We start from the raw sequence: 21,845 nt of genomic DNA on the forward strand, positions 1-21,845 counted from the left end.
GCACGAGGTCCTAATCCGGCCAGACCCCGGCTCCAGGTCGATCGGCGAGTTACGATGCCGATCGCGGGGCGTGACGACGCGGGCGATCAACAGGAAATCTCGTGTTCACCTGCGATGTCACGCGTGGATGGTAGCGCTAAACTTCCAACAACCTTTTCGAATTGACGGTGGGATTCAGCGTGGAGCGACGCCCTGGTGTGCCCAGACTGCTCAGGGAGATCAATGACCGGGCCGCACTGGAGCTGTTACTGGCCACCGGTCCGATGACACGCGGCCAGATCGGCGATCTGACCGGCCTGTCCAAGGTCACGGCGTCACAGACGCTGGCCAGGTTGGAGGAGCGCGGCCTGGTCGAGGTGGTCGGCACGCAGGCCGGCGGGCGGGGGCCCAATGCGGCGCTTTACTCGGTTATCGCCTCGAGCGCGTACGTCGCCGGCCTCGAGGTGGGCCCCGACCTGATCTCGAGTGCGGTGGCCGACATCCACGGCCACACGATCGCCGACGTCACGGTCGACCCGCACGCCCACGACGATCCGGTCTCGGCGGTGCATGAGGCGATCGTGAAGGCGTGCAGGGGCGCCAAGGTGGGGCTCGGCAAGCTCCGCGGTGTCGTGATCGGCACCCCTGGCGTGGTCGATCCACGCAGCGGCGACGTGCGCTTCTCCTTCGACCTGCCCGGCTGGCACGAGGGCATCCACGAGGCTCTGGCCGGCGACCTGCGGCGAGAGGTGACGATCGAGAACGACGTCAACCTCGCCGCTCTCGCCGAGCGCGCCGACGGGGCGGCCAAAGGACTCGACGACTTCGTACTGCTGTGGTCGAGCCGGGGCCTGGGCATGGCGGTCATGCTCGGGGGCAAGTTGCACCGGGGACGTTCGGGCAGCGCGGGCGAGATCGGCTACCTGCCGGTGCCCGGCGTGCCGCTTCCTGAGGACATCCGCACCCTGCCGGGGCGGTTGCCCTCGCTGGCGGGCGGCCTGCAGTCGCTGGTCAGCGCCGAAGCGGTCAGCGAGCTGGCTCAGGAGTACGGCTTCGCCGCCGAGAGCGCGGGCGAGTGCGTCAGGGTAGCGGTGGCCGCGGGCGCCGAGGGGGAGCCGCTGCTGGATGAGGTCGCGCACCGACTGGCCCTCGGGGTCGCGGCGGTGTGCGTGATCCTCGACCCCGGGCTGGTGGTGCTCGGCGGCGAGGTGGGGCACGCCGGCGGGCGGGCGCTCACGTCGCGCGTGGAAGAGGCGGTCGCCAAGATCTGCCCTGTACGGCCCCATGTGGCCACCAGCACCGTGGAGGGCAACCCGGTGTTGCGGGGTGCGGTGCTGGCGGCGCTCCAGCAGGCGCGCGAGGAGATCTTCAGCTCCTGACCTCGTGGTGGGGTCAGGAGCTGATGAGGTTGGCTATGGCAGCTGCGGCGATGCGGCCGCACAGGGCGGTGCCGCTGAAGGTCGCCACGTGCACCGCGCCCGGATGGTCCCGGCCGGGGACGCCCAGCTCCACCACGATGCTGTCGGGGCGGCGGTCGAGCAGGAGGCTCAGCGCGGTCGGCAGCCAGGCGTGCCGGAAGCCGGTGCGGGCCACGACGACCAGGGCCCGCCCGGTGCCCGCGTCCGCCGCGGCGGCCAGTTCGGCCGTGCCGGGCTCGGCCAGCCGGATGGACGTCGTGCCGGGGAGGAGCTCCGACAGTGGGGCCGCGAGTCCCCACGGGGTGTTCGGGTCGATGGCCAGGTTGGTCGGGGCGTCCAGCTCGATGACATGCGGAGGACCGCTCGGACCGGGCCGCCGGTTCACGGTCACCCGTAGGGCCCGCTCAGCGACAGCCCGCTCCGCCGCACCGTCCCACAGGACACGCACGGCATCGGCCCGCTCGGGCGCGCTGTCGGCGCTCGCCGTGCCGTTCCACGGGGCGCGCACGGCATCGGCCGGCTCCGCCGCGCCGTCGTGGGCCGGCGTGCCGGGTTCCCGGCCACGCACAGCTGCGGCCCACTCGCCTGCGCCGCCGGCGATCGCCGCGACGGTCGGCAGGGGGCCGGTGGTCAGGGCGTCGGTCGGCAGGGGGGCGGTCGGCAGCGGTTCGGTCGGCAGGGCAGTGGCCGGTGGGAGGTCGCTCGGTAGGGCGCCGGGCGGCTGGGCGTCGGGTGGCAAGGGGCCCGGCGGCAGGGGGGCCGGCTGCGGGAGGTGTGTGGGCAGGAGGGTGATGGGCTTGTCGTTTGGACTGGCGGGGGTGGTTGGCGCGCGTTCCGTGCCTGGGCGGGCGGTGGTCCACTCGGCGAGGGCACGGACGCGGGCGGCGGCCTCGGCCAGGCGTTCTTCCGGCAGTGTGCCGTCGGTGACGGCCGCCACGATGCTGTTGCGGAGCAGCCCGACCACGCCGGGGGTGGCGTTCTCGCCGCCTACGCAGATGGCGTCCGCACCGGCGGCCAGAGCGCGGACGGCGGTGCCGCCGAGCCCGTACGTCGCCGACACGGCGGGCATCTCGATCCCATCGGTGACGATCAGCCCGTCGAAGCCCAGTTCGCGCCGGAGCAGGTCCACCATGAGGCGGCGGCTCATCGTGGCGGGCGACTCGGTGTCGTACGCGGGCACGAGCAGGTGGCCGGTCATGATCGCGCGTACCCCGGCGGCGATGGCGGCACGGTAGGGGATCAGGGCGGTGGCGGCGATCTCCGCGGCGGAGCAGGTGATCGTGGGTAGCGCGTCGTGCGAGTCGACGGCGGTGGCGCCGTGGCCAGGGAAGTGTTTGGCGCAGGCCGCGACGCCCGCCGATTGCAGGCCCGTCACCCAGGCTGCCGCGTGCCGGGCGACCAGCTCAGGGTCGGAGCCGAAGGCCCGGGTGCCGACCACGGGGTTGTCCAGGTCGGAGTCGAGGTCGACGACAGGGGCGTAGTTCAGGGTCACTCCGGCGGCGGCGAGGTCCCGCCCGATGCCCTCCGCGACGGCCCTGGTCAGGGTGGTGTCGTCGGCCGCGCCGAGGGCCAGGTTGCCGGGTCGTGAGCTGCCGGTGAAGGCTTCGAGCCGGGTGACGTCGCCGCCTTCCTCGTCGAGAGCGATCACGACGTGAGGGTTCTCCGCCCGAATTGCGGCGGTCAACTCTGATATTTGACCGTTTATCCCGATGTTGCGCGAGTAGAGGGCGATCCCGCCTAACCCGGCCGCCAACCGGCGACGTACCCAATCGGGCAGCGTCGTGCCCCTGAACCCGGGCTGGAGCACGGTGTCGGCCAGCCCGGCCAGGACGGGGCTCATGGTGTTCGGCAGGTTCATGGTCGCCCTCTCGCCCCCGCTTCGGGATCTTGTCGCGCCCGGTCCTTGTCTGCGGTCGCCCCCTGTGTATAGCATCAAACCGCCGAATAAATAGGAAACTTTCCTAAGAGTTACACGTCAACCTCCCAGTTAAGGACCCGCGGTCAAGGGAGCGTCATCATGCATCTGGCACGGGGCCGTACCGCGGTCATGTCGAGGGCGCAGGAGCGGCTGTGGTTCCTCGACCGGCTCTCCGGCGGCGACGCCTCGTACAACATCGCCGTCGCCGAGCGCTTCACCGGCGTCCTCGACGTCGAGGCCCTGGGGCGTGCGTTCACCGAGCTGGTCTCCCGTCACGAGGCGCTGCGCACCGTGTTCCCGGAAATCGGCGGCATGCCCGCCGCGGTGGTGCGGCCGGCGGAACCGGTCGCGATCGAGATCGTCGACACGACCGAGGACGGCCTGCCGGACCTGCTCGCCGAGCGCTCCAACCAGCCCTTCGACCTGGCGGGCGGGCCCCTCATGCGGGTGAGCCTGCTGCGGACGGCCGACTGCGAGCACGTCCTGCTGCTGATGCTGCACCACATCGTCTGCGACGCGTGGTCGTTGGAGCGGATCCTGTATCCGGAGCTGTCCGGCTTGTACGCCTGCTTCGCGGCCGGCCGGGCCGCGCCGCCGCCCAGCCCGGCCGGCCCGCCCCCGTCCTACAGCGACTACGCCCGCCGCCGGCGCGATGAGGACCACGGCCGGGAGCTGGCCTTCTGGCGCGCCGAGCTGGACGGAGTGCCGGCACTCGAGTTGCCCGCGGACCGGCCGCGGTCCGCCACGCCCACCGGCGCAGGCGACCTGGTGATCCAGCGCGTGCCCGTGGAGTTGTGGCACCGCGTGCGGGCGCTGGCAAGGGCGGAGCGGTGCACGCCGTTCATCGTGCTGCTCGCCGCCTATCAGACGTTGTTGTCCCGGTACACCGGGCAGGACGACTTCTGCGTGGGCACGCCGGTCGCGGGGCGTGACGAGATCGAGTTCGAGCAGGTCGTCGGGCTGTTCGTGAACACCCTCGCGATCCGCGCGGAGCTGGCCGGCGACCCGGCCGTCAGGGACCTGGTCAAACGGGTGCGCCGACGGACGTTGCGGGCGCTCATGCACGGCGGGGCGCCGTTCGACGAGGTCGTCGCCGGGGTACGCGGGGGCAGAGACCAGGCGCCGCTGCTCCAGACGCTGCTCAACCTCGACAACCCGGGCGAGGGCCTGGAGGCCGGGATCGAGCCGTTGCGGCTGGCCGGATTGCAGCGCACTCCCGTGGTCTCCGGGCTGGCGCCCGCCAAGTTCGACCTGGCGGTCGACGTGGTCGTCTCCGACACGCATCTGCAGTTCATGTTCACGTACAGGACGGATCTGTTCGAGCGGGACACCGTGTGGCGGATGGGCGGGCACCTGCGGCGGCTTCTGGAGGAGATGACCGCGCGGCCGCAGGCCAGGTTGTCCGAGCTGCGCATGCTCTCGCCGGAGGAGCTGCGTGCCGTGCTGCCCGAGCCGCGCGTGAGCGAGCCGCTCCCGCGGCTGGAGGAGTTGATCGCGCGGCAGGTCGCGCGCACGCCTGACGCGCCCGCGGTCGTGACCTCCGCGGGCGTGCTCACGTACGCCGAGCTCGACGCGCGGGCCGCGGATCTGGCGGGCGAGCTCGACGTGGCGCCGGGCAGCCTGGTGGCGCTGCGCATGAGGGCGAGCCCAGAGGCCATCGTGGCGTTGCTCGCCGTGCTCAAGACCGGCGCCGCGTATGTGCCCGTCGATCCCGGCCAGCCGCCCGCCCGGACGCGGGCCGTGCTGGAGCCCTGCGCGGCGGTCATCGACGAGGCCGGGATCACGCGCCTGCCCGGCCGCGCGGCCCAGGAGGGCGCCGCGTACGTGATCTACACGTCGGGCTCCACCGGCGTGCCCAAAGGGGTGGTCGTCGGCCACCGGACGGCGGCGCGGCTGGCCACAGCGTTCAGGGACGTGCACGGCTTCGGCCCGGGTGAGCGGGTGCTCATGGTGCCGCCGTTGAGCTTCGACGCCTCGGCAGGCGACATCTTCCCGGCACTGATCAGCGGCGCCGCGCTCGTCCTGCACCCAGACCCCGCCTCGCTCACCGGCGAGACGTTGCTGCGGCTCTGCGCCGACCTCGGCGTCACCATGGTGGACACGGCCTCGGCCCTGTGGCAGCAGTGGGTCGAGGACCTGTCGGGACGTGACCACGTGGATCCGGGGCCGTTGACGACGATGATGGTCGGCGGCGAGAGCGTGCCCGTGGACCGCCTGCGGACCTGGGCCAGGCTCACCGGCGGCCGGGTCGCCTTCTACAACCACTACGGCCCCACCGAGGCCACGGTCTGCGCGACCGTCTACCGCACCATCGACGGCAGCGAACTCGCCGGCCGGACGCAGCTGCCCATCGGCACGGCGCTGCCCCACGTCCGCGCCTACGTGCTCGACCGGCACGGCAACCCGTCGCCCGTCGGCGTGCCGGGAGAGCTGCATCTGGGCGGCGACTGCGTGGCCATGGGGTATCTCGGTCAGCCCGAGCTCACCGCCGAACGCTTCCTGCCCGACCCCTTCGGCTCCGGCACCATGTACGCCACCGGCGACATGGTCCGCCGCCGGGCCGACGGCACGCTCGACTTCCTCGGCCGTACCGACAGGCAGCTCAAGGTCAACGGTGTGCGCGTCGAGCCGGGCGAGGTGGAGGCCGCCTGCCTGGCCCACCCGGGCGTCAGGGAGGCGGTCGTCGCCGCCCCGGCCGGGCGGCTGGTCGCCTACCTCGTCGGCGAGCCCGTGAGCGCGGCAGAGTTGCGGGCGTTCCTGGCGGACCGGCTGCCCTCGGCCATGACGCCGGCCGCCGTCGTCATGCTCGACGCCCTGCCGCTGACCCGGCACGGCAAGATCGACTACCGGGCGCTGCCCGAGCCGGAGAGTGCGGCGCCCCCGTACGAGAGCCCGCACACCCCAGCCGAGGAGCGGGTCGCCGCCGTCTGGGCGGAGCTGCTCGGCACGCGGGCCGGGCGGCGCGACAACTTCTTCGACCTCGGCGGGCACTCGCTCCTCACCCCCCGGATGGTCGCCAGGCTGGCCGAGGAGACCGGCGTCCGGGTGCCGCTGGCCACCTTCTTCGCCTGCGCCGACCTGGCGGAGCTGGCCGGCGTCATCGACGGGCAGGCGCCTGCCGCGGCTCCAGATCTTCGCGCGGAGGCCGTGTTGCCCGGCGACTTCACCGTCGCGCGCGGGCCGCGCCGGAGGGGGCTGGGGCGGATCCTGCTCACCGGCGCGACCGGGTTCCTGGGCGCTCATCTGCTCGCCGACCTTCTGACGCACTCGAAGGCCACCGTGCACTGCCTGGTACGGGGCCCCGGTGAGCGCGTGCGGCGCAACCTCGCCGCGCACGGGTTGTGGCGGGAGGAGTTCGCCGGGCGGATCGTCGCCGAGCCCGGCGACCTCACGAGGGACCTGCCCGAACTACCGGGCGAGCTCGACCTGATCGTGCACAGCGGGGGCCTGGTCGATTTCGTCCGCCCGTACGGCAGGCTGAAGGCGGCCAACGTCGGCGGCACGCTGGCCGTGCTCCGGCTGGCCGCCCAGACGGCCATCCCCCTACACGTCGTCTCGACGCTCGGGGTGTATCTCGTGCCGGGGGAGAGGGTGGTCCGCGAGGGGGACCCGCTGCCCGACCCCGGGCGCCTCCACCTGGGCTACGACCAGAGCAAATGGGTGGCCGACCGGCTCGCGGCACAGGCACGCGAGGCCGGGCTGCCGGTGTCGATCCACCGCCCGGCCAGGATCACCGGGGGGTCGGCGCGGGACGACTTCCTCGGCAGGTTCCTCGCCACCTGCGTGTTGCTCGGCTCGGTGCCCGACGGGGAACACCTGGACATGGCGCCGGTCGAGCACGTGGCCGCGGCCATCGGCCTGCTGGCCAGAAGCGGGGCGCAGGGCGACTTCCACTACCACAACCCGCGCACGCTCGGCTCGGCCGACCTGGCCGCGGGTCTGGCCGCGCGTGGCCTGCCGGTGCGGCTCGTTCCCGGTACGGAGTGGCGGGCCGAGGTACGGGGCCGGCTGGCGGCGGGGGAGAGCCTGCCGCTGGCGCCCTTCCCCGCCTTCCTGGCCGAGTACGGCGACGAGGGCGCGCCCCGCTTCGACTGCACCGCGACCGAAGGGCTACTGGCCGCCGCCGGGCTCGTCTGCCCGCCTGCCTCGTCCCTGCTCGACACCTACCTGGCGGAGCTCATGCGGGGAGGCGGCCTTGCCTAGGGCGTTCCTGACGATCTGGTCCTCCCAACTGTTATCGATCATCACCTCCAGCGTCACGGGGTTCGTGCTGGGCGTATGGGTCTTCCAGCGCACCGGCTCCGCAACCCAGTTCGTGACCATCACGCTCTGCGCCGTGCTGCCGGAGGTGCTGTTCTCGCCGCCGGCGGGCTCACTGGCCGACCGCTGGGACCGGCGCAGGCTGATGATGGCCGCCGATCTGGGCGCCGCCCTGACCACTGGCGTGCTGGCCCTGCTGCTCGCGGCGGGCGACCTGCAGGTGTGGCACATCTACGTGATTACCGCGGTCGGCGCCGTGTTCGGCACGGCCCAGATGGCGGCCTACCACGCGATGATGCCGTCGCTCGTCCCCAAGGAGCGGCTCGGCAGGGCCAACGGGCTCATGCAGGTGGCCGACGCCGTGCGGATCGCCTCCCCGCTACTGGCCGGGGCGCTGCTGGTCGGAGTCGGGCTCACCGGCGTGGTCGTGATCGACCTGGTGACGTTCCTGCTCTCGCGGGCGGTCCTGCACCTGGTGCCACTGCCGCGCGAGGTGACCAGGCCGGGCGCGGGCCGGCCGGCCGAGCCGTGGTTGCGGGACCTGGCCTTCGGGCTGCGGCACCTGCGGGCCAGGAAGGGGCTGGCCTGGCTGGTGGGGCTGCTGGCCGCGTACAACCTGTTCTTCGGCATGGCCGGGGTGCTGGTCCAGCCGCTGATCCTGTCGTTCGGCTCGGCGGCGCTGCTGGGGGCGCTCATGTTCGCCGGCGGGTCGGGGTTGTTCGCCGGCGGGCTGGTCATGAGCGCCTGGGGTGGTCCCCGGCGCCGGGTGCGCGGCCTGGTCTGCTTCGTGGCGCTGGGCGGGGTGTTGCTGGCCGCGCACAGCCTCAGCCCGTCGGGTGCGCTGATCGCCGTGGTCGCGCCCGCGTTCCTGTTCACGATCCCGTTCGTGCAGGGCACCGGGATCACCATCCTGCAGCTCAAGACGCACCCGGCCGAGCTGGGCCGGGTGCTCGCCACGACGCGGGCGGTCACCCAGTCCGCGACCGTGCTGACGTATCTGGCCGCGGGGCCGCTGGCGGACCGCGTCTTCGAGCCGCTGCTCGCGCCCGGCGGTGCGCTGGCCGGCAGTGTGGGCCGCCTGGTCGGCACCGGGCCCGGCCGCGGCATCGCCACGATCTTCCTGCTCACGGGGGCGGCGCTGCTCGTGCTCGCGCCCCTCGCGTACCTCCAGCCGCGGCTGCGCCGGCTGGAGACAGAACTGCCCGACGTTGAGGAGCCCTCCGATGCCGCTCTATCTCGATCCTGACGAGCTCCACGCCTTCCGCGACCTGAACCAAGGCCCGGGTGCCCTGCTCGACCTCATCGGCGCCATGGCCTTCCGCGCGGGCGGGACCGCGCAGCGGCTCGGCGTCTTCGACGCGCTGGCCGCCGGCCCGGACACCGCGCACGATCTGGCGAGGAAGCTGGACGTCGTCGAGCGGCCGCTGGCCGTGCTGCTCGACGCGCTCGTACGGTTCGGCTACCTGGAGCGCCGCGACGGCCGTTACGCCCTCGGGCCCGCCGCCGAGGGGTTCACGACCGGCCTGGCGCTCTGGCATGACGTGATCGGCGAGTTGTGGACCGGGCTGGAGGAGGCCGTACGCACCGGGCACCCGCCCGAACCGTACTATCCCTGGCTGGAGCAGCGACCCGGCACCTTACGCGCCTTCCACGACATGCTCGCCGGGATGGCGCGGTCGATGGCGCCAGCCGTCGTCCACCAGGCCCCGCCCCTCGGCGGCAGGCTTCTGGACGTCGGAGGCGGGCACGCGATCTACAGCATCGCGTTCTGCCAGGCCGTGCCCGGGCTGGCGGCGACCGTCGTGGACCTGCCAGGCGCACTGGCGGAAGGCCGCGCCCGGGTCGAGGAGGCGGGCCTCGGCGACCGGATCACGCTGGTCCCCGGCGACCTGCGCGACGCCGTCGAGGGCCGCTACGACGCGGCGCTGCTGTTCAACGTCTGCCACGGGCTCGCCCCCGAGGACGCCGCCGCCCTGGTCGCCCGCGTGACCGCAGCACTGGAGCCGGGCGGCACGCTGCTGGTGCTGGAGCCGTTCGCCGACCCGCCCCCGGGCACCCGCGGCCACGCCGCGGCCTTCCTGGCCGGCTTCAGCCTCAACCTCGCCGCCACCCAGGGCGGCCGGCTCTACACCTTCGCCGAGGTCGCCGGCTGGGCAGCGGCCGCCGGACTCGCCGGGATCGAACGGCGCCCGCTCGACGCCCCCGGTACCGACGAGCTGCTCGTGGCCCGGAGAGCGACATGAACATCGTCATCGTGGGAGCGGGCCCGGCCGGCAGCCTGCTCGCGTGTTACCTGGCCGGGCGCGGCCACCGCGTGGCGGTCTACGAACGCCGGCCCGACCCACGCCCGCGTGACGACGACGAGGGCCGCTCGATCAACCTCGGCCTGTCGGCCCGCGGCGTGAAGGCGCTCACCGACGTCGGCCTCATAGCGGACATCTGGCCGCTCACCGTGCCCATGCGGGGCAGAGCGGTGCACGGCCCCGGCGGAAAGGTGACCTTCCACCCGTACGGCACCAGCGACGATCAGATCCTCCACTCCATCCGCCGCCGCGACCTCGTGACCAAGCTCATCGACCACGCGACGGAGGCAGGCGCGGCCTTCCACTTCGGGCACAAGGTCGTGGACCTCGATCGGGACCGCCCCGCGCTGGTCACCGAGCACGGCACCGTGCCCGCCGACGCGGTGGTCGGAGCCGACGGCGCGTTCTCCACGGTCAGGACGCTGATGCAGCGCGGCGCGCCGGCCGACTTCCACCAGGAGTTCCTGTCCTGGGGGTACAAGGAGCTGACCATCCCGAAGGTGCCCGACTACCATGAGGCCCTGCATGTGTGGCCGGGCGGCGACGACGGCCTCATCGTCACGCACCCGAACCTCGACGGCTCGATGACCGCGACATTGTTCCTCCCCGCCGGGCGGCTCGCCGCGATCACCGACCCAGAGGCCTTCTTCGCCGAGCGCTTCCCCGACGCCCTGCCGCTCATGCCGGACCTGGCCGAGGAGTTCGCCCAGCGGCCCGTGGGCCATCTGGTCTCCATCCGCACGACCCCCTGGCACGACGCGGGCAAGGTCGTGCTCGTCGGCGACGCGGCGCACGCCGTCTATCCCTTCTACGGGCAGGGCATGAACTCCGCCCTGGAGGACTGCACCGTCCTGGACCGCTGCCTGGCCGCGGCGGAGGACCCGGCGGCGGCCTTCGCCGCGTTCGAGAGCGCCCGCAGACCGCACACCGACGTGCTCGACGAGCTGTCCCGGCGCAACTTCGTCGAGCTGCGCGAGCAGGTGCGCTCCCCGCTTCACCTCCTGCGCAAGCAGGCCGACCTCATGCTGGCCAGGCTGCTGCCCGGCCGCTGGGTGCCGCTCTACACCATGGTCTCCCACTCCACCACGCCGTACGCGGACGCGCTCGCCCGGTCGAGACGGCAGGACGCCGTGCTCGGCTGGACGGCGGCAGGCGCCGCAGGGCTCCTCGCGCTCACCATGCTCGCCAGGAAGGGCCGCTAACGATGCTGACGGATCCCACCGATCCCGACCGCGTCCTCGTCGAGGTGAGCGACCTCGACGGGGACCACGACCTCGTCCTGCGGTACGGCGACGCGCTGCGCCGCGTGGTGACCTGGGCACGCGAGTACCTGTGCCGCCCCCACCCCGAGCTGGGCAGGAAGGGGCCGGTGTGCCCGTTCGCCCAGACCGCGCTGGACCGCGGGACGTTCTTCCTGGCCGTGCGCCCCGGCCGGCCGAGCGCGGAAGAGGTGGCGGAGTTGCTGGCCGGCTACCGCTCGTGGTTCCAGCGGCTGGTCTCTCCGCCGAGGGTGTCGCCGCAGTTCCGCACCATCCTGGTGCTGCTCCCGGACGCGCTGGTCGAGGTCGTGGACGCCGCCCAGCGGGCGCTGAAGCCGGAGTACGTCGAGGCCGGGCTCATGATCGGCGAGTTCTACCCGGGACCGCCGCCCAAGCCCGGCCTGTGGAACGCCGACTTCCGCCCGCTGAGCAGCCCGGTGCCGCTCCTGGCGATCAGGCAAATGGTGGCCACGGACCTGCCGTTCCTCAAGGACGACCCGCGGCAGGCGGCGGCCTACGCGGAGCGCTTCGGTGACCGATCGAGGGCGGCGATCGCCGCCGCGCGGGGCCGCTGACCGCTCGTGAGGAGCTCCATCGCGGCCCTGGTGTTGGCCCGGGCCGCGCCGTACGTGGCCAGGTAGACCGCGCTGCCCGGCCGCCAGATGGGCAACCCCATCTCGACGACGATCGTGTCGGGCCGGGCGGCGACCAGCGCGGAGACGAGCGCCCGGCTGTCGGCGTACCGGTGGGCGTCCTTGACCACCACCACCAGCGAGCGGCCTTTGGCGCGCTCCAGAAGCCGCTCGGAGACGGCTTCGGCCGGCGTGACCCGGACCACCTCGCCCTCGGGCAGCCACGGCGAGACGCCCCACGGGACGTCGCCGACCGCGATCGTCGGAGGGGTGTCGACCTCCACGACCAGCGGATCCGTCAGCGGGCCCGCGGACCCGTCGAGCCTGACCGCGCGCCTGGCGGCGTCCAGGCCGACGTCCGCGGGGTCGTCCCGCACGCTCGTCCCCGAGGCGAACCAGGCCCGCAGCCGGTCGGCCCGGGCCGCGGCCTCCTCCAGGCGCTCCGCCGGCAGCCGCCCGTCGCCGACGGCGGCCACGATCTCGGCGATGATCGCCAGGATCTCGTCGTAGCCCGGCTTCGGCCCCAGGCAGAGCAGGTCGGCCCCGGCCGCGAGCGACAGGGCGGCCCCTCTGGCGAGCCCGACTCCTTCGCTGATCGCGTGCATGTCGAGGGCGTCGCTGACCACCACGCCGTCGTAGCCGAGCTCCCCGCGGAGCAGCCCGGTGATCGCGGCCGGCGAGAGCGTGGCGGGCTGGTCGCCGGTCAGGGCGGGGACGGCGACGTGGGCGGTCATGACGGACCGCGCGCCGGCCTCGATGGCGGCCACGAACGGCACCAGCTCCCTGGACCGCAACACGTCCAGCGTGACGTCCACGACCGGGATGGCCAGGTGCGAGTCGACGGTGGTGGCGCCGTGGCCGGGGAAATGCTTGACGCACGCGGCGACCCCGGCCGACTGCAGGCCCTGGACCGCGGCCACCGTGTGCCTGGCGACCAGCTCGGCGTCGTCGCCGAACGCCCTGGTGCCGATCACCGGGTTGTCCTCGGCGGTGTTGACGTCGGCCGCGGGCGCCATGTCGAGGTTGACCCCGGCGGCGACCAGCTCGGAGCCGATGGCCCGGTAGACCCGGCGGGTGAGCTCGACGTCGTCCACGGCGCCGAGCGCGGCGTTGCCCGGGTAGGGGCTGCCGACGTGGTAGGCGAGCCGAGTGACGTCGCCGCCCTCCTCGTCCAGGGAGATGAACGGCTCGCCGGCCGCCCGCAGCGCCGCGGTGAGCCCGGCCACCTGGTCCGGCGCGGCCACGTTGAAGCCGAACAACGTGACGCCGCCGAGACCGCGCTCCAGCTCTCTCAGCACCCAGTCGGGCGCGGTGGTGCCGTCGAAGGCGACGAGCAGTGTGCCGGCCGCGAGACGGCGCAGCCCCCGATCACTCTGGCTCATGGCTCCTCATCAAAGTTCAGGGCACGGTCAGGGCACGGCCCGCGTGAGGGCCGCACCCTGACGTGCGTAAGGAAAGATCAGCCCTTCACGGCCCCGGCCACCAGGCCGGAGACCATGCGGCGCTGCACCAGCAGGAAGAAGGCGATGACCGGCAAGGTCATCAGCGTCGAGGTCGCCATGATGGCGCCCCAGTCGGTGCCCCGTTGCCCGAAGAAGAACTGCAGGGCCACCGGCATGGTGTAACCGGTCGTGTCCTTCATCAGGACCAGCGCGAAGATCAGGTCGTTCCACGCGGTGATGAACGAGAAGATGCTCGTCGCCACCAGCCCCGGCGCCACCAGCGGGAACAAGACCTTCCAGAAGGTGGTGAACCGGCTCGCGCCGTCGATCCACGCCGCCTCCTCCAGGGACTTGGGCACGGCGGCGACGAAGGTGCGCAACATCCAGATGCCGAACGGCAGCGTGAGGCCGACCTGGATCACGATCAGGCCGAGCAGGTTGTCGTACAGGCCCATCCGGCGGACGTTCAGGAACAACGGGATCAGCAGCGCCTCGGTCGGGATCATCTGCACGATGAGCAGGGTGATCAGGAAGCTGGTGCGGCCTTTGAACCGGAACCGCGCCACCGCGGTCGCCGCGAGCAGCGCGAACGCCGACCCGATGAGCACGGTGCCGAGCGCCACGATCGCGCTGTTGCGCATGTAGACCCAGATCGAGTTGCCCGCCACGCCGTCGGTGAGCACCTTGCCGACGTGCTCGAAGGTGAAGTGGGTGGGGAACGGGATGAAGTCGGTGGTGAAGATCTGGTCGTTGGCCTTGAACGAGGTCGAGACCATCCAATAGACCGGGAAGACCGCGAAGAGGAAGACCAGGACGCCGGCCGTGTTCAGCGCGATTTTGTTGAGCCGTTTGCGGGCCAGCGGCGTCATGAGGCCTCCTTCGTCGGCCTCATGACGCCAGGCGTGCTGTGTTTGTTGGTGCCTTCACTTCGTTCAGTCACGTGAGGTCCTCCTGCTTGACCATCTGGCGGGTGTAGAAGGCGGTGACGATGAGCAGGATGATCGTCAGCACCACCGCGATCGCCGCGCCCGTGCCCATCTTGGGCGGCGCCTTGAAGGCCTCGGCGAAGGAGAAGAGCGACAGGTTGAACGCCTCGCGGTTGGTGGGCCCGTTCAGCAGCACGTAGAGCTGGCTGAGCACCTTGAAGTCCCAGATGATCGACAGGATCGTCAGGACGGCGAAGACGGGCTTCAGCAGCGGGAAGGTGATCTTCCTGAACGTGCGCCACGGGGTGGCGCCGTCCACCCTGGCCGCCTCATAGAGCTCGGCGGGGATGCCCCGCAGCCCGGCCAGCACGGACACCGCCACGAACGGGAAGGACGCCCAGACCACGGTGAGGATCAGCACCACGTAGACCGACCACGCGTCGTTGAGCCACGGCTGGCCGGTCCAGTCCGCCCGGCCGAAGAGCAAGGTGGACAGCCCGTCGGGCAGCAGGTTGAGTGCCCAGTTGATGATGCCGGCTTCGGCGTCGAAGAGCCAGCGCCAGATCGTGCCCTGAGCGACCGGCGGAACCGCCCACGCGGACATGATGCCGATGATCACGAAGGTGGACATCCGCTTGCTCAGCCGGTTGAGCAGTGCGCCGACGGCGGTGCCCAGGATCAGCGTGAGAGCCACGGTGACGGCCGCGAAGACGATCGTGTTCCGCAGCGAGGACCAGAAGATGTCGTTGTCGAGGAGCTTGGTGTAGTTCTCCAGCCCCACCCATTCCGGCTCCGCGACGCCGCGGATCACCCGGAGGCTGATGCTCTGGAACGACATGATGACCATCTGGATCATCGGGTAGAGCAGCAGTCCCAGGATGACCAGGATGCCGGGGATGAGCAGGACGTACGGGATGGCCCGCGGGGGCAGCCCGCTGCCCCGCGCGCGCTTGTGTGACGTGTGGCGGCGCCGCCCAGGGGCGGAGGTGTTCCCTCCGCCCCTGGGCGCGAGCGTTGACGTGTTCGCCATGGTCAGGACTGGTTCAGGATGTCTTCGAGTTCCTTGTTGGCCTTGGCGAGCGCCTCATCGGCCGTGGCCTTGCCCTCGATGACCGAGCGGGCCGCGTTCTGCAGGACCGCCTTGGTCTCGTTGGCCTCCGTCCACTGCGGGTCGGCGGGGAAGGCCTTGGCCTTGGCGAAAGCGGCGGCGAACGGCGCCTGCGCCGGGTCCTTGGCCAGCTCGGCGAGCGTGTCCGGGTAGACGGGCAGCAGGCCGCCGTCCATGGCGTAGCGGTCGGCCCACTTCTTGCTGGTGGCCAGCTTCACGAACTCGAGCGCGAGCTCCTTGTTCTTGGCGTCGTTCCACACGGTGATGTCGTTGCCGCCGAAGAACGCGGGAGTCTCGCCACCGGCCTTGGACGGGAGCGGGAAGAAGGCCATCTGGTCCTCCTTCACCTTGCCCTTGCTCTCCTCCTTGATGGTGGCGATGTCCCACGACGCGGTCAGGTACATGCCGACCTTGCCGTTGGAGAAGCGCGTGCGGATGTCCGTGGTGTTCTGGGTGAGGCGGGACTTGCTGGACGCACCCGAGGTCACGATGCCCGTGTACGTCTCGAAGCCGGTCTTGAAGGCCGGGTCGGTGAGCTTGCCGACCCACTTGTCGCCCTCCTTGAGGGCGTACTCGCCGCCCTCGGACCAGGCCAGCGCGCCGAGCAGGTGGTTGGCGTCGGAGCCGCCGTTGAAGGCGAAGCCGTCGACGTCCTTGCCCTTCTCCTCCTGGATCTTCTTGGCCGCCGCCAGCACCTCGTCCCAGGTCTTCGGAACCTCGATCTTGAGGTCCTTGAACCAGTCCTTGCGGTACATGACGGCGCGGGTGCCGGCGCCCCACGGCATGGCGTAGACCTCGCCGTCGATGGTCTCCAGGCCGAAGAGGTTCTTCGGGATCTGCGCGTGCTCGCCGCCGCTGGTGATCGACGTGACCGGGGCCAGCGCGTCCTGGCTCTGCCAGAGCGGCACCTGGTCGTTGCCGATCTCCGTCACGTCGGGGCCCTCGCCGCCCGCCGCGGCGGCCGTGAACTTGTCGTTGACCTGCGGCCACGGAATCCACTGCACGGTGGCATTCGCGCCGGTCTGGGTCTTGAACTCGGCGACGAGGTCGTCCATGTACTTCTGGGACGGCTCGTTGGGGTCGCCGAGGCGCCAGACGGTGATGCTCTGGCCCGCGTACTTGGGGCCTGAGGCGGAGGCGGAGGCCTGCGGCTGGGGCGTGGTGGTCTCTCCGGAGCCACATGCGGCCAGGCCCAGGGCCAGGGCGGCCGTGGTGACCGTAGTGGCCGTGATCTTCGCGATCCTCACTAGCGTTCTCCCTTCCCGGCTAATCGCGTCGGGTCTGCGCTCATCGGGTGCTGAGCCTGCGGTCCGCACCAGGCTGATCGTCAGTGTCGAATAGGTGCTAAACTAACAAGAAACTTTCTTAAAAGAAACTGCCGTTAGCGTTTCGTTGCGAGAGGGGAGAGGTCCCGTGACACGGAATCCCGGTGTGCCACGGCTGCTGCGCCGTCTGAATGACCGGTCGGCTTTGGAGCTCCTCCTCTCCGAGGGCCCGCTCACCCGTGCCGAGCTGGGCGAACGCACCGGCCTTTCCAAGGTGACCGCCGGACAGCTGCTCGCCCGGCTGGAGGAGCGAGGCCTCGTGGAGGTCGCCGGCGAGCGGGCCGGCGGGCGCGGGCCCAACGCCGCCCTGTACGGCGTGGTGCCCTCCAGCGCACACGTCGCCGGCCTCGAGGTGCTGCCCGACGCCATCACCGTCGGTGTGGCCGACATCACCGGCAGGACCGTGGTCGAGGTCGTGGTCAATCCGACCGACGGCGACCCGGTCGCCACCGTGCATGAGGCCGTACGGCGGGCCTGCGAGGCGGCCAGGATCACGCTGCCGCAGCTGCGCGCGTTCGTCATCGGCACCCGCGGCGTGGTCGATCCGGACACCGGCGACGTGCGTTTCTCCTATGACCTGCCCGCCTGGCACACCGGCGTGCTGGACAGCCTGCGCACCACCCTCGGCGCCTCGGTGACCATCGAGAACGACGTCAACCTCGTCGCCCTCGCCGAGCACCGCTACGGCGCCGCCGTCGGCGTCGACGACTTCGTGGTCCTCTGGGCAGGTGTCGGCCAGGGCCTGGGCGTCATGCTGGGCGGTCGCCTGCATCGCGGCAGCACCGGAGGCGCGGGCGAGATCGGCTGGTTGCCCGTGCCCGGCGAGCCGCTGCCCAGCGACGTCACCCAGCCGCAGTCGGGCTCCTACCAGCGGCTGGTGGGTCAGGCCGCGCTGGACGGGCTCGCCACGGGGCACGGCATGAGCGCGCGGCCGAGCGCCGACCTGGTCCGCGCCGCCGTCGCCGACGGCCGCTCCGGCTTCCTCGACGCCGTGGCGGACCGGCTGGCCGTTGGCGTCGCCGCCGTCACCGTCGTGCTGGACCCGGGGCTCATCGTGCTCGCCGGCGACGTGGGCCGGGCCGGGGGTCCTGAGCTGGCGGCCAGGGTCGAGGAGGCGGTGGCGAAGGTCTGCCCCACGCGGCCCAGCGTGGTCACCACGGGAGTCACCGGGAACCCCGTGCTGCGCGGCGCCCTGGTCGCGGCGTTGGAGCAGGCCCGGGAGCAGGTTTTCTCCGACACTGTGTGAGAATTTCTGCCCATGTGGCATCCCGCAGACGGCATCGTCCTGATCTCCGACCCGCGTGTGACCGCAATCCCCGTCCATGACAACGGGGAGCCGCTGGTGGAGGTGCGGGGAAGGTTGCGACTCGACGATCGAATGGCCGACGAGGACGGCGCGTACGGCCGCCTGCGCGCCGGTCTGCTCGAACGGCTGGAACGGGCGGAGGAGGAGCTGCCCGCCGGGTTCCACCTCCTGATCGTCGAGGGCCACCGGTCGATCGCGAACCAGCGCCGGACCTTCGACGACTACCGTGCCGAGCTCGCCCAGCGCTTCCCCAGCATGACGCCCGGCGAGCTGGACGCCGCCGCCAGCCGGTACGTCTCACCGGTCGAGGTCGCTCCGCACACCGCGGGGGCCGCCGTGGACCTCACGCTCTGCGACGCCGACGGCATCGAGTACGACATGGGCACGGCGATCAACGACACTCCCGAGCAGAGCGCCGGCGCGTGTTACACCGCCGCCGCGGGGATCTCGGGGGACGCGCGCAGGCACCGCAAGATCCTCGCCTCGGTCCTGGAACCGGCGGGCCTGGTCAACTACCCCACGGAGTGGTGGCACTGGTCCTACGGCGACCGCTACTGGGCCCTGATGACGGGCTCGCGGCACGCCCTCTACGGCCCGGCCTGAGCGCTCCACTCAGTAGCGAGCCGGCCTCGGCCGCCCGCTTCCCCACGGACGCCACCGCAGGGGCAGGTCAGGACCGCCCGTGATCAGCAGCCCCCCGTGGGCCGTCAGCGTGCTGCCGGGGACGTCCACACCGCACTGCTCCCAGCCCCCGCCGGGCAGCATGGTCAGCAGGCGGCGGGCCGGGTCCAGCGCGAAGAGGCGGCCGTTCATCCCGGCCAGGCACGTGGCGCCGGCCGAGTCACCCACGGGCTCCCAGCGGGGCGAGCCGAACGGCTGCCGCCACAACTCCCCTGACGTCGTGGCGGCGTAGAAGGCGTTGTCGGCCACGGCCAGCGCGACCGCCTGGGCAGGCGCGGGGCCGAGGTCCTCCCATGCGGCTCCGGCGAGCCTGAGCAGCCGCCCGGTCGTGGACAGGCCGTACAGGTCGGCGGCGCGCCCGCCGGCGGCCTCCCGGGGCATGGTCAGCGCGCACACCGGCCCGGTGACATCGGCCGGCTGCCAGGGAAGGTTCTGGCCGCACAACTCCCGCCGCAGCAGCGTGCCGTCCGCGCCGGCCGCGTACAGGGTCCGCCCCGCCACGGCCAGTGCGCGCACGTCCGCGAGCGGGCCGATGACCTCCCACTCCTGGACGGGCTCGGCGGACAACCGGTCGATCACGTTGCGGGTGATGCGCTCGACCGCGGGGTCGTGCAGGGTGTTGCCCCAGTTGACGGTGGCCGCGGTGAAGACCCTGCCGAGGCCGCTGGAGAAGATCCCCATGGTCGCCGTCCCGCCCTGGCCGTACGCGCTCCAGTGCCGCAGGTCGGCCGTCGCCAGCACGACGAACGACGACGGCGTGCCGTCCCGGCACGTGACCCGTGGCACCCCGGCCACCTCCTCGACCTCGGCCGCGTCCGTCTCATAACCCAGACACCCCTGGCCGAACTTGTCCCCATCGGTCAGCCCCGTGCCATCGAACACCCAGTGGCCCGCGAACCGCGCGGTGTAGGACTCCTCCAGCATGCGCCGCATGTCAGGCCCCCACGCGCCCGCGCCGGCGCGGAAGCTCACGCCGGTGAGCGTGTTCTCCGGCCGCCCTGTCGCCGACCATTCCACGGTGGCCAGCGGCGGGTCCTCGACGGGGTCGGCGGCCGCGTCCCGGTGGCAGACCATGGTCCGGCCCCCGTCTTCGAGCCGGATCTGCCACCAGCACGTGTTGCCGGAGAAGAAGGCCACGTTGCCGCCCCGGCGCACGAACTCCTCGACCGCGTCACGCATCCCGGCCGACCAGTATTCGTCGTGGCCGTTCACGATCAACATCCGGTGCCGTGACAGCAGGCCGAGGCCGTCGTCGAGGTCGAGGTTGGAGCAGTAGGCCACGTCGTAGCCGGCCGGCCGCAACCAGCGGAGCAGGCCGTGCTCCCAGCGCTCCGGGGGCGGGCCGCCACCCGGCCGGTCGAAGGTGACGCGGGCGGCCCGGCTCGGCGACTCCGTCCAGTAGAGGCCCTGGCCGGGTTCGCCTGCCCTGTTGTACGCCTGCCACGTCGTGAACGGCACGCTCACCAGGATCGGCGCGGACGGCACGGCCTCCCGTACCACGAAATAGACCTCGTTGTCGGGACAGGGCCGCTCCCCTGGGAGCCCGGGAGGCCAGGGCAGCTCGGGGCCGAAGCGGGCGCGGTAGAGGGAGCTCGGCCAGCCGGGGTCGATCGGCAACCACCAGTCGCGCGTGGCCGTGCCGGTGAAGACCACGCGCTCGTCCGTCACGTCGGCCACCTCCACGGGCGACGGCTCGGAGACGACGAAGCCTAGCGACGATCCCGGCACGCAGGACGTGGCTCTCGCGTAGGCGCGTACCGTCATCGGCAGGCCGTCTCGACGAGCAGGGCCTCGAGCTCGTACAAGTAGCGCTCCATGCGCGCGCGGGACAGGTGGCGGGTGTCGGCGGTCAGGGAGACGCCGTCGCCTGTGACGTGCACGCAGAACCTGCAGTTGAGCTTGTCCTGGCTCAGCTGCCACTCCAGCGACGTCTCCGGCAGCGCCTTCTCGATGTCGGCGGGCGCGCAGACCGCCGGTCCTGGATCGGCCAGGCGCAGATCGTTGAAACAGCAGTTCGGGTGGACGGGCTCGCCCCTGCGCCGGCTCTCCTCGGCGACGATGCGGGCGCGGTCGGCGGGGTCGTGGTAGGCGCTGCGGTAGGCCCGCATCGCGGCCGGCGCCGCGGCCGGCAGCAGGTCGGCGAGCGAGCCGCCCACGTCCAGTGCGAAGAGGCCCTCCTGCGACAGGGTGCTGACAATGCCGAGTGTGTCGCGTCTGAACCGGTTCGCCACGATCGGCAAGATCGTGCACTGCTCCTCGCCGGAGAAGCGCCCGGCGAGCTTGGCCGTGGCGGTGAGCAGGACGGTCGAAGTCGACGTGCGTGCGGCCAGCGCGATCGCGCCGACGGCCAGCCGCAGGGCGGGGGAGCGGAGCAGTGCACGACGGATCGGCGGCGTGTCGGGGGCGTCACCGGCCGTCGCGAACATGGTCGCCGGTGTCCGGCGGTGGACAGTTTCCCAGTGGGCCGCGGCGGCCTCCGCCACCCGGCGGCCCTCAGGGCCGGCCTGCCAGCGGGCCAGGTCGAGCGGCCGTGGCGGGGGAGGTCCGGCCACGCCGCCCTTGAGCAGCAGCGCACGCAGGTCGCGCAGCGCCACCTCGGCGCCGTGACCGTCGGCCGCGAGATGGCAGAAGACCAGGACCGCATACGTGGCGACCGAACCGTCCACCACGATCGCCGCCCGCAGCGGCCACTCGGCGGCGTAGTCGAACCTGGTGGCGGCCAGCTCGGCCAGCACCTCATCGGGGTCGCCGGCCACCACCTGGACCGGCAGCCGCCCCTTGGCCTCCAGCCGCTGGCACACCTGGTCGCCGGTACGCGTGCGCAGCGAGCCGTGCCGTTCCACCAGCGCGCCAAGCGCCGCCGCGACGTCATGCGGGGAGCGCCGGCCCGGCACCTTCAGCACCCGGCCGAAGTTGAAGTAGTGGTCGTCCGGCGCCGTGCGTTCGATCGTCTCCCAGATCGCCCGCTGGCCCCACGTCAGCGGCGCCATGCCGGAGTCGCCCCCGGCGAAGTCGATCATCATCGGGCGGCCAGATGCCTGCTCATCACGTCGAGGTCGTCGAGCAGCGCCAGGCCCTCCTCGGTGAGGTCCACCGCCACGCCGAACTCGGCCTCGATGGCGTCGACCAGTCGCAGCTGCGCGATCGAGGTCAGGCCGAGCGCCGTCAGGGGCACGGTCGCCGCCATGGCCTCCTCGGCCGTGATCGCGCCGTCGGACGACTCGGCCACGAGCGCTGCGAGCCTCTCCTTGATCACCGCAGCCTCCGTCCATTACTGGAAAGAATCCT

Annotated in this window: 16 protein-coding genes; 8 read left to right on the plus strand and 8 right to left on the minus strand. The window is 72.1% G+C overall.

Annotated features, from left to right (window positions below):
* Positions 1-179: 179 nt before the first annotated feature.
* The gene (locus EDD27_RS01905; RefSeq protein ID WP_127930775.1) at positions 180-1,358 is read left to right on the plus strand and encodes an ROK family transcriptional regulator; all 1,179 of its coding nucleotides are present in this window, start codon (positions 180-182) and stop codon (positions 1,356-1,358) included.
* A gap of 13 nt (positions 1,359-1,371) precedes the next feature.
* Here the strand turns inward: EDD27_RS01905 and EDD27_RS55215 are convergent, their stop codons facing one another.
* Entirely contained in the window at positions 1,372-3,255 is a 1,884-nt protein-coding gene (locus tag EDD27_RS55215; protein ID WP_206641196.1) for a glycoside hydrolase family 3 N-terminal domain-containing protein, read from the minus strand.
* Between the two features lie 159 nt (positions 3,256-3,414).
* Here EDD27_RS55215 and EDD27_RS01915 point away from each other — a divergent pair, with 159 nt between their 5' ends.
* Genes EDD27_RS01915 through EDD27_RS01935 form a run of 5 tightly spaced genes read left to right on the plus strand, consistent with a single transcriptional unit; the run spans position 3,415 to position 11,712 of the window.
* On the plus strand, positions 3,415-7,518 hold the full coding sequence (locus tag EDD27_RS01915) for a non-ribosomal peptide synthetase (RefSeq protein WP_127930776.1): 4,104 nt from the start codon (positions 3,415-3,417) through the stop codon (positions 7,516-7,518).
* Positions 7,511-8,821 carry an MFS transporter gene (locus EDD27_RS01920; protein WP_127930777.1) on the plus strand — a complete coding sequence of 437 codons (1,311 nt, stop codon included), beginning with the start codon at positions 7,511-7,513 and terminating at the stop codon, positions 8,819-8,821. Before EDD27_RS01915 ends, EDD27_RS01920 begins: the two co-directional genes overlap by 8 nt.
* Positions 8,799-9,818, plus strand: coding sequence for a methyltransferase (locus tag EDD27_RS01925; RefSeq protein ID WP_127930778.1), 1,020 nt, complete (start codon positions 8,799-8,801; stop codon positions 9,816-9,818). Before EDD27_RS01920 ends, EDD27_RS01925 begins: the two co-directional genes overlap by 23 nt.
* Positions 9,815-11,080 carry an FAD-dependent oxidoreductase gene (locus EDD27_RS01930; protein ID WP_127930779.1) on the plus strand — a complete coding sequence of 422 codons (1,266 nt, stop codon included), beginning with the start codon at positions 9,815-9,817 and terminating at the stop codon, positions 11,078-11,080. Before EDD27_RS01925 ends, EDD27_RS01930 begins: the two co-directional genes overlap by 4 nt.
* 2 nt (positions 11,081-11,082) lie before the next feature.
* Positions 11,083-11,712, plus strand: coding sequence for a DUF6875 domain-containing protein (locus tag EDD27_RS01935; RefSeq protein ID WP_127930780.1), 630 nt, complete (start codon positions 11,083-11,085; stop codon positions 11,710-11,712).
* Here the strand turns inward: EDD27_RS01935 and EDD27_RS01940 are convergent.
* From EDD27_RS01940 to EDD27_RS01955, 4 genes are all read right to left on the minus strand, one after another.
* Positions 11,652-13,151 carry a glycoside hydrolase family 3 protein gene (locus EDD27_RS01940; RefSeq protein ID WP_127930781.1) on the minus strand — a complete coding sequence of 500 codons (1,500 nt, stop codon included), beginning with the start codon at positions 13,149-13,151 and terminating at the stop codon, positions 11,652-11,654. The two genes, EDD27_RS01935 and EDD27_RS01940, sit on opposite strands and share 61 nt — an antisense overlap.
* Before the next feature lie 77 nt (positions 13,152-13,228).
* Positions 13,229-14,080, minus strand: a complete 852-nt coding sequence (locus EDD27_RS01945; protein WP_127930782.1) for a carbohydrate ABC transporter permease — start codon at positions 14,078-14,080, stop codon at positions 13,229-13,231.
* Positions 14,081-14,147: 67 nt separating this feature from the next.
* Positions 14,148-15,167, minus strand: a complete 1,020-nt coding sequence (locus EDD27_RS01950; protein WP_127930783.1) for a carbohydrate ABC transporter permease — start codon at positions 15,165-15,167, stop codon at positions 14,148-14,150.
* Between the two features lie 2 nt (positions 15,168-15,169).
* Positions 15,170-16,492 (minus strand): extracellular solute-binding protein, encoded by a 1,323-nt coding sequence (locus tag EDD27_RS01955; protein WP_127930784.1) that lies wholly within the window; start codon positions 16,490-16,492, stop codon positions 15,170-15,172.
* A gap of 166 nt (positions 16,493-16,658) precedes the next feature.
* On the opposite strand from EDD27_RS01955, the gene EDD27_RS01960 reads away from it, so the two are divergent.
* Together EDD27_RS01960 and EDD27_RS01965 are read left to right on the plus strand one after the other, a co-directional pair.
* Positions 16,659-17,816 (plus strand): ROK family transcriptional regulator, encoded by a 1,158-nt coding sequence (locus EDD27_RS01960; RefSeq protein WP_127930785.1) that lies wholly within the window; start codon positions 16,659-16,661, stop codon positions 17,814-17,816.
* A 12-nt stretch (positions 17,817-17,828) separates the two neighbouring features.
* On the plus strand, positions 17,829-18,479 hold the full coding sequence (locus EDD27_RS01965; RefSeq protein ID WP_127930786.1) for a M15 family metallopeptidase: 651 nt from the start codon (positions 17,829-17,831) through the stop codon (positions 18,477-18,479).
* A gap of 9 nt (positions 18,480-18,488) precedes the next feature.
* Here the strand turns inward: EDD27_RS01965 and EDD27_RS01970 are convergent, their stop codons facing one another.
* From EDD27_RS01970 to EDD27_RS01980, 3 genes are read right to left on the minus strand one after another with little or no spacing between them, the layout of a single operon-like run.
* Entirely contained in the window at positions 18,489-20,321 is a 1,833-nt protein-coding gene (locus tag EDD27_RS01970) for a N,N-dimethylformamidase beta subunit family domain-containing protein (RefSeq protein ID WP_127930787.1), read from the minus strand.
* On the minus strand, positions 20,318-21,580 hold the full coding sequence (locus EDD27_RS01975) for a condensation domain-containing protein (protein ID WP_127930788.1): 1,263 nt from the start codon (positions 21,578-21,580) through the stop codon (positions 20,318-20,320). Before EDD27_RS01975 ends, EDD27_RS01970 begins: the two co-directional genes overlap by 4 nt.
* Positions 21,577-21,813, minus strand: coding sequence for an acyl carrier protein (locus EDD27_RS01980; protein WP_241563814.1), 237 nt, complete (start codon positions 21,811-21,813; stop codon positions 21,577-21,579). Before EDD27_RS01980 ends, EDD27_RS01975 begins: the two co-directional genes overlap by 4 nt.
* Positions 21,814-21,845: the final 32 nt, after the last annotated feature.

This window comes from Nonomuraea polychroma, assembly GCF_004011505.1.
Lineage (GTDB): Bacteria > Actinomycetota > Actinomycetes > Streptosporangiales > Streptosporangiaceae > Nonomuraea > Nonomuraea polychroma.